At 38.0% G+C, this 11,700-nt stretch carries 14 protein-coding genes; 6 read left to right on the forward strand and 8 right to left on the reverse strand.

The genetic code is table 11. The features are described 5' to 3' along the window. The 6 genes from FGL31_RS07935 to FGL31_RS07960 all read right to left on the reverse strand — a co-directional run bounded on the left by FGL31_RS07935 (position 1) and on the right by FGL31_RS07960 (position 3,937). Positions 1-444 (reverse strand): hypothetical protein, encoded by a 444-nt coding sequence (locus FGL31_RS07935; protein ID WP_138090383.1) that lies wholly within the window; start codon positions 442-444, stop codon positions 1-3. Further along, complete coding sequence (locus tag FGL31_RS07940) at positions 434-967, reverse strand: hypothetical protein (RefSeq protein ID WP_138090385.1); 534 nt, start codon at positions 965-967, stop codon at positions 434-436. Before FGL31_RS07940 ends, FGL31_RS07935 begins: the two co-directional genes overlap by 11 nt. Further along, positions 964-1,368 carry a DUF5675 family protein gene (locus FGL31_RS07945; RefSeq protein ID WP_138090387.1) on the reverse strand — a complete coding sequence of 135 codons (405 nt, stop codon included), beginning with the start codon at positions 1,366-1,368 and terminating at the stop codon, positions 964-966. Before FGL31_RS07945 ends, FGL31_RS07940 begins: the two co-directional genes overlap by 4 nt. Beyond that, on the reverse strand, positions 1,352-1,666 hold the full coding sequence (locus FGL31_RS07950; RefSeq protein ID WP_138090389.1) for a hypothetical protein: 315 nt from the start codon (positions 1,664-1,666) through the stop codon (positions 1,352-1,354). The genes FGL31_RS07945 and FGL31_RS07950 overlap by 17 nt, the downstream gene beginning before the upstream one ends. Before the next feature lie 59 nt (positions 1,667-1,725). After that, positions 1,726-2,829, reverse strand: a complete 1,104-nt coding sequence (locus FGL31_RS07955) for a hypothetical protein (RefSeq protein WP_197734131.1) — start codon at positions 2,827-2,829, stop codon at positions 1,726-1,728. 61 nt (positions 2,830-2,890) lie between these two features. Further along, positions 2,891-3,937 carry a hypothetical protein gene (locus FGL31_RS07960; RefSeq protein WP_138090391.1) on the reverse strand — a complete coding sequence of 349 codons (1,047 nt, stop codon included), beginning with the start codon at positions 3,935-3,937 and terminating at the stop codon, positions 2,891-2,893. 176 nt (positions 3,938-4,113) lie between these two features. Between FGL31_RS07960 and FGL31_RS07965 the strand changes: the two genes are divergently transcribed. The 6 genes from FGL31_RS07965 to FGL31_RS07990 all read left to right on the forward strand — a co-directional run bounded on the left by FGL31_RS07965 (position 4,114) and on the right by FGL31_RS07990 (position 10,305). After that, the gene (locus FGL31_RS07965) at positions 4,114-4,569 is read left to right on the forward strand and encodes a terminase gpP N-terminus-related DNA-binding protein (RefSeq protein WP_138090393.1); all 456 of its coding nucleotides are present in this window, start codon (positions 4,114-4,116) and stop codon (positions 4,567-4,569) included. Next, complete coding sequence (locus tag FGL31_RS07970; protein WP_138090395.1) at positions 4,569-6,095, forward strand: hypothetical protein; 1,527 nt, start codon at positions 4,569-4,571, stop codon at positions 6,093-6,095. Before FGL31_RS07965 ends, FGL31_RS07970 begins: the two co-directional genes overlap by 1 nt. Position 6,096: 1 nt before the next feature. After that, positions 6,097-6,513: a DUF1320 family protein gene (locus tag FGL31_RS07975; protein WP_138090397.1), complete on the forward strand. Its 417-nt coding sequence runs from the start codon at positions 6,097-6,099 to the stop codon at positions 6,511-6,513. A gap of 2 nt (positions 6,514-6,515) precedes the next feature. Continuing rightward, positions 6,516-9,191 carry a phage portal protein family protein gene (locus FGL31_RS07980; protein WP_138090400.1) on the forward strand — a complete coding sequence of 892 codons (2,676 nt, stop codon included), beginning with the start codon at positions 6,516-6,518 and terminating at the stop codon, positions 9,189-9,191. Positions 9,192-9,333: 142 nt separating this feature from the next. Continuing rightward, the gene (locus FGL31_RS07985) at positions 9,334-9,873 is read left to right on the forward strand and encodes a phage virion morphogenesis family protein (RefSeq protein WP_138090403.1); all 540 of its coding nucleotides are present in this window, start codon (positions 9,334-9,336) and stop codon (positions 9,871-9,873) included. 3 nt (positions 9,874-9,876) lie between these two features. Next, positions 9,877-10,305, forward strand: coding sequence for a hypothetical protein (locus FGL31_RS07990; RefSeq protein ID WP_138090406.1), 429 nt, complete (start codon positions 9,877-9,879; stop codon positions 10,303-10,305). Here the strand turns inward: FGL31_RS07990 and FGL31_RS07995 are convergent. Next, on the reverse strand, positions 10,302-10,616 hold the full coding sequence (locus FGL31_RS07995) for a hypothetical protein (RefSeq protein WP_138090408.1): 315 nt from the start codon (positions 10,614-10,616) through the stop codon (positions 10,302-10,304). The genes FGL31_RS07990 and FGL31_RS07995 overlap by 4 nt on opposite strands. Positions 10,617-10,889: 273 nt before the next feature. Next, a complete protein-coding gene (locus FGL31_RS08000; RefSeq protein ID WP_138090411.1) occupies positions 10,890-11,690 on the reverse strand; it encodes an SGNH/GDSL hydrolase family protein in 801 nt (266 codons plus the stop codon). Between the last annotated feature and the right edge of the window lie 10 nt (positions 11,691-11,700).

An 11,700-nucleotide genomic window follows, 5' to 3' on the forward strand; every position in this document is an offset into this window, starting at 1 on the left:
TTACTCGTTTGGCAAGGTAGTTTCTTCATTGCCTTCCACATTGTCCGATCCTTCAGGATCATTGGATTCAGCTTTCTTTTCGTCAATTAAAGCCTTGACTTTTTCATCAGACCATTTGTGATGTGGCTTGGTATCAAAAAGCTCAATGTATTCCTTTACCAACGCATCACGATCAGCTTCAGAAGATCCATTTCCTAAAACTGGTTCAATATTGCCTCCTGATAGAACTTCTTTAAGTTTTTCAACTATTTTACTAGCTGAGCCATGACGATGATAAACTTCAACAGTTCTATCTTTTAGCTTTTTCTTCCAGTCCTGTGCATAATGATCCGCACTGAAAACATTGCCATCAGAAGTGATGTAACAGGTGTTTTTATTACTGTTCTTTGGATTGACAAAAAACGCCTTGGCTTCTTGCTCAAATTTTTTATTATTATCTGTCATAAATCTTTTTATACAGTTTGAAAGCTCCATACCCGACAAATCCCAAAAGGATCACTCCGAATATTTTGCCCAGTTTGATAAATACTTTTTGAAAGAAGGTTAATTCTCGCTCGACTGGAACATTTACATACTGAGTTTCCTTTGTACTCAATTCCGTCACCAGTTCTTCAATACGAGCATGCAATTCAAGGTTCTCGGTTTGACAGTCAACCATCAATTGTCCTAAATCGTCCAATTTGACTTTAGGAGCTTGCAACTGATTTTTTCCAGCAATTGAAATGGGATTCTTCAATACTGGTTTATTGTTCACACATTCAATCCAAGCCCTGTAATAAGAGCTATCCGCTTCAACCTCGATCACTGTATCACGAACTGTTTTTGTGACCAGCTTTTCTACTTCAACCGTTTTTGTTGATGGGATTGTGATGGCTTGTTTGCTTTTGCATCCGATACACATCGCAATGATTGCCACGATTGCGAAAACTGCAATCTTCAATTTTATAGTCGAAATTGTTCCTTTCATGCTACAATTAGTTTAAAGCCTTTCGGGGCAAGTTTTAAAATTCTGTCTAACGTTATCCTACTGGATGTCACATCAAGGCTGCCATCGCCATTCATGTCCTTAAATTCCGAACCTACAAGGATGCACCCTAAAATTTGAGTGTGATAATTTCCAGTGTGGATCAGGATATAAGTCCTGTTAGGCACATCCAAAATGTGGTAATGCTTAGAAAACTTTGGAGATGTGCGAGGAACGACATTGTATGTACCTGATGGAATACATGACTTTTGAAACTCATTGTTCCTCCATGGAAGCTCCAACGTCTTGCACTTCATCAATACCGTTCCTTTATCATCTTTCAGGATAAATTCACCTAGTGTCTGTTTATCCGTTTTAATGGTTCTGTTAATTTGTGCTATCATAGCCCTGTTCCTTCTGTACTTTCTTGATTTGCTTCAACTCACTCAAAAGCCTTGCATTATCACGTCTGAGCGTTCCTATTTCCATCTGTAGATTTTGAATCTGTAAACTTTGCTCTGCCAGCTCTTTTTTTAAATCCTGAGCTATTTCACGCCAAATAGCAACCGCCTTTTCCACTGATTCTAATTCGCTCTGGACAGCTTCAGCTGTTTGTTTACGTCTTCCAAAAAACCAACCTGAAAAAGCCCCAGCGATGCTAGTAATGAGAGGAATCAAAAGCGATTCTATTAGTTGCTCCATTTGCTAAGGATTAGAAGCGGGTCGCACGAAGCATCCCCGCTATTGGTTTGGTTGATTAATTATGCTGCTGGCACTTGTTTTACTACACAAACACCTTCAAATTTTTCACGTTTTGCCCTTGCTCCAGCACGAACCAAGAATGAATAAATATCACCGTAGTAAGTTGCATCGTTTAGGTTTTCAAAGAATTTGATATCACCTAAGGCAAATTCAACGTTATTGCCGTTGTACAAAAGAATTCCTTCCACATCCGTTGTAGCAGCTTCAGCAGTCAAAGGCTTGAACGCACCAGCTGCATTCAACAATAAGACTGTTGAACGTGTGAAAATCTTAAAGCCCTGAGCTTTGTACATGACACCATTACGGCGTTCCTCTTCTGTTACGCTTGCCATGTAAGTAGCTGTAACTTGACTGTCAGCAGGGAACATTTGCGCCTCAGCTTCAGCCGTTATTACTGCATACATGTGACCTTCACGCCATGTTCCTTGACGAATAAAGAATGATCTACCACGTTGCAAATCCTTCAGACTGTAAGCCTTTACATTTGCAACTGCTGTTGGAGCTGTTGGAGCAACGGCACTACCTTCAGTAGGCAAAATACTAGCTGCTGGAAGATTGGTTGTTGTTCCAATGGAAGCCGTAACCGTAGACAATAATACGTCCTCAGCAACATTTTGATTTAGGTTCGCCTGTTCATCCTGTAGAACCGATTGACGTTTATCATAAGAAAGCTCAACAGTATCTGCATTAGGAATCAAGATCGGATCAGAAGTGTACTCATTGATTTCATACGATGTCGGAATATCTGTACGGGTCTTAACGGTTGCTGGTAATGAACTTCTGTTTTTAACCACATCGCCAGCCCTGCCAGCTTGTGGAATGTGTACTGTTGTACCGTTGATGTTTTCCTTGTCAGCCTTTGAGAATGAATTAAGGAAAGTATTGTTCTTGTACAGGTTGTTTTGGATGTCCTTTGTCCAAATCTCTTTTTGGATAGCCATAAACAAGGCAGCTTCAGGAGATTTGACGAATCCCAAAACAATACCTGAGACAATACCTACAGGAACGGAATAAACAATGTTCACACCTATCAAGGCAAACAACAACGCCACAACCAACACATTGTACAACAGGTTAAGCGGTTTGAATTCTAAATTTCTCATTTGATTTTAAATAGTTTTAAAGGGGTTTTAAAAGTTTGTTAATTACTACTTGATTTGTGGTTTAACCTTCGTACTCTTTGTCAAACTCAGCTTTAAAAAGCTCTTTGAACAAATTAGGATCATCAGATTTAAGCTTGATCAATAAGCCTTCCTGATCCAATTGTTCCCATGTCTTGTTTGCGTAAAGACTTACTTTGGCTTCCTTCTTTGTTTGGATTTGGCTCTGTACAGTTGGCGAACCTTGTTTGCCTCCCAAAATATTTGCAACTGAATCATAATCAGTCATTGCCAAAGTCACGAAATGTGGTTTTTCGTCAGCAGTGATTTTTCGGTCGTCTACTGCTCCCTGAACCAAGGTTTCCACTTTGGACGACAACTGAACTTTTTCAGCATCATCAACCTTTTTTTGTAAAGCTTGATTTTGGTTTTTCAGGTTGTCGATTTCGGTTTTTTGGGATGCAGCCAATTGAACCACTTCCATCACCTTTGTTTCAAATTGGTCAACTGACTTCACATCAGTTCCCAATATCGCTGCTGCCTTTGCAGCTGACAATTCGATTTTTTCCATATGTGATTTTTTATTATTGATAAGCAATGGGATTACAGCGTTCGTGTCGCTGGATGAGAGTTCAATGCGAGTATGATTGGAATCATACAGAGCAATGGATAAGGCGTTATTATCTGCACCTATATCGGCAATACTGACTTCTTCGAGAATAGACCTTGCTAAGGTTTCACCCCTTTGCCCCTGAATAATCAAAGTTTCATCCGATGACCATTCTACAGGTAGCAAACCAGCTGATCCCATACGAAGCGTACCGTTCTCATATTTATTGTAAATAGACACGGCAAAATCGTCCGTATCATCAAAGACTGGCAAACCTGTCAAGCATTTACCGATACCGTCAATGGTTTCTACCTTCAGTTCAATGACGTTCCCCAAAGGAAGGATCACTTCATTCTTTTTACCAAAGGCACGATAGTGCATCCAAAGTAAAATTGGGTTTCTTTCGTATTGTGCTAAGTCAACGCCATCAACCAAAGCCCTGAAGCCATATTTGTTGACCTGTTCACTTAAAATTATTAGCCGTTTTGTCGCTTTTAACATCTGTCTTTTTCGCTATTGTTGGCACAAACCTACATCGACAAAAACAGTCAAAAAAATCGCCTTTTTGAATGCTAACACCTTGTGCATGAAAAGCCTGCAATTATTGCAAGCTTTTAATTTTCCGATTTTTTACCCCTATATATAAGTGCCATTTTTGACCAGTTAACACGGTTTTTATGGCAAAAAATAGACTTAGCAAAGCAGAACTTCAGGAGAAAAGAGAACACGCAAAACTTCTTTTCATCCGTGAAAAATTAACCCAAAAGGAGATTTCCAGACGGCTTCAGATTACTGAGGGAACAATCAGTAAATGGTCAAACGAGGACAATTGGGAACAAGCAAAAAAGAGCATCATGATGACTAGGGAGGATCAACTTAGACAGATGATGGATGAGCTTGAAATTCTTAACACAGAGATTGCGACTGGCGGTAGAGGTTATGCAACAAAAGAACAAGCTTATATCCGAGACACATTGATCCAAAACATTAAGAAGCTTGAAACGGATGTTTCCGCATCAGAGGTATTTGATGTTGCAACCAAAATGATCAGCCATTACAGAGGTATTGACTTAGACAAAGCTAAAGCACTCACAGAAGATTTTGACGGATACATTAAAACGCTTTTAAGATAATGGCAGCACAAAAGTTTACAAACAAACAGATATCCATAAAATGGGAGGACTTTGCCAAAGAAATGAGGCAAGCAACACCCATTGACATCCATGAAACTCCAACGCAAAAACAAAAGCGGATCGCTCGCTTAGAAAAAGAAGGGAAGGAAGTGGAGTGGATGAAGTACTATTTTCCGAATTTCTGTAAAGCGGATTTTGCACCATTCCATTTAAAAACGTTTCGAAGGCTGATCAAAAACAAAAGATGGTTTGAGCTTCTAATGTGGGCTCGTGAATTGGCAAAATCAACCTCAGTGATGTTGATCGTGTTATACTTGGTTTTAGTAAGAAAAGAACTAAGAAACATACTTCTTGTTTCCAACAGCTTCGATAACGCTGTTCGTTTATTGATGCCATACAAATTAAGTCTTGAATGCAACCAACGCTTAATAAATGATTATGGAACTCAGGAAAAATTAGGATCATGGACGGACGGTGAATTTACAACCAAAAACGGTGTGAGCTTTCGTGCATTGGGTGCAGGTCAATCGCCTCGTGGTACACGTAATGAAAATTTTAGGGTTGATTGCATCCTGATCGATGATATTGATACAGATGAAGAATGCAGAAACCCACGCAGGATCATTGAAAAATTCAAATGGATTCAGGAAGCATTAATTCCAACGGTATCCGTTTCGGGCAATTATCGGATCATAGTATGTGGGAACAAGATCGCAAAAGTATGTGTCGTTTCGCTTTGCGAAAAATTAGCTGATTATGTCCATCAGGTAAATATTAGGGATAAGAATGGTAAAAGCTCATGGTTAGCAAAAAACAGTGAAGAAGATATTGACAAAATCCTTTCGTTGATCTCTTATGCTTCAGCTCAGAAAGAATACTTCAATAACCCCATTTCAGAAGGGACGGTATTCAAGGAGATGAACTATAAAAAATTACCGCCATTATCACAATACAAATGGCTGGTGTGCTATACTGACCCTTCATTTAAAGACTCCAAGAAAAACGACTTTAAAGCAACTGTCTTGGTAGGAAGATGGAAAGACGAATTCCATGTTATTAAAGCGTTCTGTGATCAGACCACTACTGCCAATATGATTGAATGGCATTATCAGATAGCGGAATTGGTTGCAGACCGTGTGCCAGTGTATTACATGATGGAAGCCAATTTTATTCAAGACACGCTTATAAACAAGTTTTATGAGTATTCCAGCGAGCATGATAAAAAGATCATTCCACTAAAAGGAGATCAGCGAAAAAAGGCTGACAAGTTCACTCGGATTGAAACCCTATTAGAACCATTGAACCGAAACGAAAAACTATGGCTTAATGAAAAGGAAAAAGAAAGCCTGCACATGCAAAGGCTGGAAGAACAATTTTTAGCTATCGAAGCTGGTAGTTCAGCTCATGACGATGCTCCCGATGCAGTAGAAGGAGCTGTATGGATAATCAATAACAAAAGCATTCACAACGCAGATAACATTCAAACTATATCAACCAGCCAAAACGGCTCTAAACGTATCGCATAATATGGGACTAATAACACCTGAAGATTTTTACACGCACATGTACAGCGGAACTATCGAAGCTATTTCCGATGGTAACGAAGAAAGCTTAGCTGAAGCGATTGACACGGCAATAAGTGAAGCATTTGGCTATCTATCAAGATTTGACCTTGATTCAATCATGACCAGTGATGACCGAAAGACATACGCCAACCTTAGGACATGGCTAAAAGATATTGCCAAATGGCATTTTATAAACATCTGTAATGTTGCTACTGATTTGGAATTAGCAAAAGAGCGTTACGATGATGCCATTGCAAGACTGAAGGACATTCAAAAAGGAATAGTAACGCCTAAAGGCTGGCCATTGCCTCAGGATGAGAATGACCAGTCAGGAGCTTTCACCGTATCCAGTAGACCTAAACGAGAAAACTATTATTAACAATGGCAAAGAACAACAGACAAAGACCTAAACAGAAAATTGTTGCTGGAAAGAATATTTCAGCACCGATTATCCAAAATATTTCCGTTCAGCCTTTTGCAAGGCAAAATCAGGATATATCCAGCTGGAGAAATGCAACCCGATCAGCGGAATCACATATTCCAAGACGTGTTTACCTGTACGATCTGTATCACGACATCTCCACAACGGACGGACAGATCATAGCGGTATGGGGCAAACGTCAAGATGCAATTACTACAGCAAATTGGGAATTCACCGATAAAGACGGCAATCCAGTCGATGAAATAAACGAGCTTATTGACTGTATTGGCTTTGAAGATTTATTAAAGGAAATAATTGATTCCAAAGCATGGGGTTATTCGATGTGTGAACCTACCTTTTTCATTAATGAAAACGGTCAGAATGAATTTGAACTTTATTCAGTTCCAAAGAAACACATGAGACCCGAAAAGGGGATCATTGTAAAGCACCAAACAGATGATGAAGGAATAAATATCAACGATGGTATTTATAACAAAACCATCATGAAATTTGGTAAGGCAAATGATTTAGGGCTATTGCTTTCTGCTGCTATGTACTCAATCTATAAAAGAGGCAGTACATCCGATTGGGCTGAATTCATTGAAATTTTTGGACGTGGTATCATTGATGCTGAATGGGACGGATTTGATGAAGGACAACGCCAGCAACTTGCAAAAGCAATCCGTGAAATGGGATCAGGAGGAATCATGATCCGACCTTCAGGAACTAAGGTTGACATTAAGAATAATACAGGAAATGCGAACGGTCAGCTTCAGGATACTTTTGTAAGTAAAATGGATGCGTATATTTCAAAGGTTCTTTTGGGATCAACTGAAACAACAGATTCCAGCACAAGAAGCGGTTACGCACAAGCCGAAATACACCAAAAAGAGGATCAGAAAAAAAATGAATCCGATCTTCAATTTGTAAGACGGTCATTGAACTCGCAGTTCATCAAAATTTTGAAGTCTGCTGGATTTGATACCAAAGGAGGAACGTTTGTCATTAAAAAAGATAAGAACCTTGATAAGACCTCCTATGATATACACAAGTCCATGCGTAAAGATTTGGGAATACCCATTGACGATGATTTCTATTACGAAGAATATGGAGTAAGAAAGCCTGATAACTACGATGAACTAAAAAACGAGCTTGGAGATAGCAAACACAAAGAATTTGAAGCTAAATCCGAAAACAAAAACGCAGATACCCCCCAACTTTCAGAGGAAGAAAACACCGACACCCCTACAGAAAACAAGGAGGATAAACGCAAGAAGCTATCTTGGTTCAGAAGGTTGTTACAGCTTTTTCACCCAGCCCCGATAGCACAAAACAGACAGCTAGTCGGGGCGTTTGGAGATCACCACACGAGTAATATACAGTTAGCAAAATTCACCGCTTCCAAAGCTTTTGACACCATTAAAGATGATGTTATCCAAAGAGCTTGGATTGCAAAAGGGACATTGAATTTTGACACTCAGCTGTATGAATTCACGGCTACGACTTTAATGATGGGTTTTGTTCAGGGATGGAAAACAAAGCCAACGAAGTTAATGGATTTGGGCTTTTCGTATGGTGTAGACGATCCAGCAACATTAACAGCCTACGAGATGAATCTCTTTAGGTTCGCTGGTGCTAAGACACTATATGAAGCCCAACAGTTAAATGAGTTGTTCCGTAAAGCAAAATCATTCCGTGAGTTCTATGATACGGCTAGCTCAATGCTGGACGTTCACAATAAAGCTTGGTTGGAAACCGAATATAACACGGCTATTGCAGCTGGTGAAATGGCTTCGACTTACAATAGGCTGATGAAGCAAACGGATAATTTCCCTTACTGGCAGTATAAGACTGTTGCGGATGAGAGGGTACGTCATTCACATGCTTTATTGCACGATATTATATTACCGTGGAATCACCCAGCGTGGAAGTATATATTACCTCCTAACGATTGGAATTGTCGTTGTTGGATTGTGCCAAGAACTGCAGCTGAGGTTACGGATGAAGAATTGAAAGCTTCAGAAGAAAAGGTTAAAATGTATTTGGATAGTTCAGAGTTTAAGAAAGCAGCTAAAGGGGGATGGGGTATAAACAGAGCTGACAAAGGTCAGGTATTTACGGAAAACCAACATTACACAACGGATTATCTTGATGTAACCAAACGGATGAATAATCTAGGCTACAAGGATTGGGGGCTAAAACCACTGGATCAAAATTTCAATTCAAAACAGTTCAGTTCCAAATTTGGTGAAGATCAGATTGAAGATGCAATTGAAGATTTTACAGGCAAACTCAAAAAGGTTACATCCAAGAAGTTTGGCATTACCGACTACAACAATAGGATCATTACCATTGATAAAGCTACTTTAAAATCTCATACAAATACACAGTATCAAAAGTACAGGACTAGGCATCTGTATTTGTCAGAAGTAGAAAACATTTTAACTGCTCCTGATGAAGTATGGCTACAGAATTACCGAAACCAAAAGTATCAATCGTTTATATACCTGAAGTATTATAACGATCAAGCTGTTGTAGTGGTTTGTACGCTAACGGATAGCTTAGAGCTGAAAATCGAAACATGGCACAAGCTGGATGATACAAGGCTTAGAAGGGGATTGCTTATTAAGAATTAAAGCCATTAGCGTTAACTAATGGCTTTAATTAAGGTTGTGTAAAGTACCACGTTGGAAAACCAGTCATGAGCCACTGCTCAACCTATTTTAACAGTCTCTCATTTACACGAGGTAGTATTACAATACAAATATAGCAAATAGTATGGATAAGTTTGATAAACAGCTTGAAGCATTATTTAAAAAGATTAACACAAAGATAGAATTAGCACCTCAGCTGGTTGCTGAAACCGCTTTGCAACATTTTCAAAATGCCTTGCTAAAGAAAGAATGGGACGGAAAGCCTTACCAGCCATATAAGGACAAAAAAAGAGAGCCGTCAAGAGGATCACTGATGTACCGTACTGGAAATTTATTTAGGACACTTAGGATCAATTACGTTTATCATGATAGGGCTGGTCTATCTGCTGGCTCATCAAGAGTGCCATACGCTAAAGCTCACAACGAAGGTGAAACCATCCAGCACAAAGGAGCAGTAAAACACATTACATTCAAGAAGCACACAAGAGGGAAATTTAAAGGAAAAACCCTGTTCTCCAAAAACAATAAACGTGCATCCTTCAGCCAAAAAGCTTCAGTCGGTGCATATTCCGTTACACTTCCTAAACGTCAATTTATGGGCAAAAGTCAAAGCCTAATAACGGATATTAAAACAAGATTTAAAACTAATTTTAAAACCATTTAAAAGATGAAAGAAATATTTAAAAACACATTGTTAAAATTGGACACACTGGATAGTATAGCGTTTATTGACAGAGATCGGGGGCAACTCGAAGGCTACAATCAAAGACCTGAAGTAAAATTCCCATGTGCATTGATTAAGGTAAATATTCCAAGACGTGAAAATTTGAATGCTATGATCCAACGAGCAACCTGTCAAATTCAAATCCGTGTAGCATTTGAAAAGCTTATCGACCAAAACAATTTAAACGCCTCACAACGGCTCGAAAAAGCTTTAGAGTATTACGACACCATTGAGGAGATTGAAAGCTTGTTTCAGGGCTTAAAATTAGGTAAAACGGAAAAATGGGAATGCACCAGCATAATTGATGAAGATAGAGCGGATTTTGATGTAGTGCGAATTACTTTTGCGACTGGTTTTGTCAAGGAATACTAATTCCAAACAAATTGAGGGTATTTTTCTCTAAGCTCTTTTTTTGAAGGCTTGTTGTAGACTATATCTTTTAATAAATCGGCATAATCAACAAGTCTGGTCATGATGGTAGAAGCGGAAACAAAAAATTCTTTTTCCATAGTAGCAACGGCATCATCCATGCGTACACGAAGAATTTCATAATGGTAGTAGTAGCGGTAACACATACAAATGTCACGATCCTGCGTATAAACTCCTTTGATGCTTTTACGGCTAGATTCGGATTTTATAGCAGTCGGAAAAATTTGCGTAATGGTTTGGCTTCCTCTTATCATTAATACAAAAATATATCAAATTCCAACACCAAGTTAACCGAGTTTTAAAGCATAAAAAAAGAGCCAGTCTCATAATTAAAACTCAATTAGCGAAAACAGAATTTAATTTTGAAGAGTAGATATTGTCTCTCCATTATAATAAAAAAACAGCCAAATTTCATTAAAAATTTGGCTGTTTTGTGTTTTAAAAACTGAAAGGACAAAATATTACTTGGCATCATTTAGCCAAAACTGCTTTATGAGACAGAGCCTTTAATAATTATTTGATTTCTGTTACATATCACCCATTATATTACATAAATACATCCCCATTTTATTATATAATAAGTTTGTTGGATGAAGTTGATAAGGAATATTAATTTTATCCCCAAATAAATAATCTTTATCATTTTGTACTTCAATATTATTATACCAGTCACAAACTTTTAAATTATATTTATGCCCAAGATCAATAATTGCTTTTGAATAATCTTCAGAAATATAATTTAAATTTTTATATGGCCCAGGCACATCTTTTGTCCCTGTTTCTTTAAAAAATCCGTTAATGGGTGTAATTAAATATAGATCTACACTTTTGTTTTGATTAAGAATATGTTCAATCGCTATTTGCATAGCTCCAATAAAAGTAGACCGATCAAAATCACCTCCAATATCTTTAATTTTACCTAAATTTATTCCTTTCCTTGCGTCATTTGCGCCACTTGTAAGTGTTACAAAGCTAACATTATTGTAATATTTGTATCTGATGACTTCGTTCAGTATTTGTGTCATATCCAGGGAACTAATTCCTTTATTATCAATTTGACAGTCAAAATATTGCCTTACGTACTCTTGGTAACCAACTGCCTTATAGGGGTATTCTTTATGAGTTTTAAAAAATGATTTTCCATCATACCAAGTTATTGAATCGCCAAATGTGACTCCTTTTTTTCCTTTGTATCGACCGGACTGAGCATTTTCAAAAATTGTTGGTATGTAGAACTTATAATAATAAATGTAAGTTGACACTCCGACAAATAATAAGGCGCTAATAATTAAAATTAAAATGCGATATTTTTTCAACAATTGTTTCATAATGAACAAA

Source organism: Sphingobacterium daejeonense, assembly GCF_901472535.1.
GTDB classification, from domain to species: Bacteria; Bacteroidota; Bacteroidia; order Sphingobacteriales; family Sphingobacteriaceae; genus Sphingobacterium; species Sphingobacterium daejeonense.

Bases quoted from the DNA above. Each gene is read 5' to 3' on its own strand.
- FGL31_RS07950 (WP_138090389.1), bottom strand. From the start codon at position 1,666: ATGGAGCAACTAATAGAATCGCTTTTGATTCCTCTCATTACTAGCATC.
- FGL31_RS07945 (WP_138090387.1), bottom strand. From the start codon at position 1,368: ATGATAGCACAAATTAACAGAACCATTAAAACGGATAAACAGACACTA.
- FGL31_RS07955 (WP_197734131.1), bottom strand. From the start codon at position 2,829: ATGAGAAATTTAGAATTCAAACCGCTTAACCTGTTGTACAATGTGTTG.
- FGL31_RS07965 (WP_138090393.1), top strand. From the start codon at position 4,114: ATGGCAAAAAATAGACTTAGCAAAGCAGAACTTCAGGAGAAAAGAGAA.
- FGL31_RS07990 (WP_138090406.1), top strand. From the start codon at position 9,877: ATGAAAGAAATATTTAAAAACACATTGTTAAAATTGGACACACTGGAT.
- FGL31_RS07975 (WP_138090397.1), top strand. From the start codon at position 6,097: ATGGGACTAATAACACCTGAAGATTTTTACACGCACATGTACAGCGGA.
- FGL31_RS07985 (WP_138090403.1), top strand. From the start codon at position 9,334: ATGGATAAGTTTGATAAACAGCTTGAAGCATTATTTAAAAAGATTAAC.
- FGL31_RS07995 (WP_138090408.1), bottom strand. From the start codon at position 10,616: ATGATAAGAGGAAGCCAAACCATTACGCAAATTTTTCCGACTGCTATA.
- FGL31_RS07940 (WP_138090385.1), bottom strand. From the start codon at position 967: ATGAAAGGAACAATTTCGACTATAAAATTGAAGATTGCAGTTTTCGCA.
- FGL31_RS07970 (WP_138090395.1), top strand. From the start codon at position 4,569: ATGGCAGCACAAAAGTTTACAAACAAACAGATATCCATAAAATGGGAG.
- FGL31_RS07960 (WP_138090391.1), bottom strand. From the start codon at position 3,937: ATGTTAAAAGCGACAAAACGGCTAATAATTTTAAGTGAACAGGTCAAC.
- FGL31_RS08000 (WP_138090411.1), bottom strand. From the start codon at position 11,690: ATGAAACAATTGTTGAAAAAATATCGCATTTTAATTTTAATTATTAGC.
- FGL31_RS07935 (WP_138090383.1), bottom strand. From the start codon at position 444: ATGACAGATAATAATAAAAAATTTGAGCAAGAAGCCAAGGCGTTTTTT.
- FGL31_RS07980 (WP_138090400.1), top strand. From the start codon at position 6,516: ATGGCAAAGAACAACAGACAAAGACCTAAACAGAAAATTGTTGCTGGA.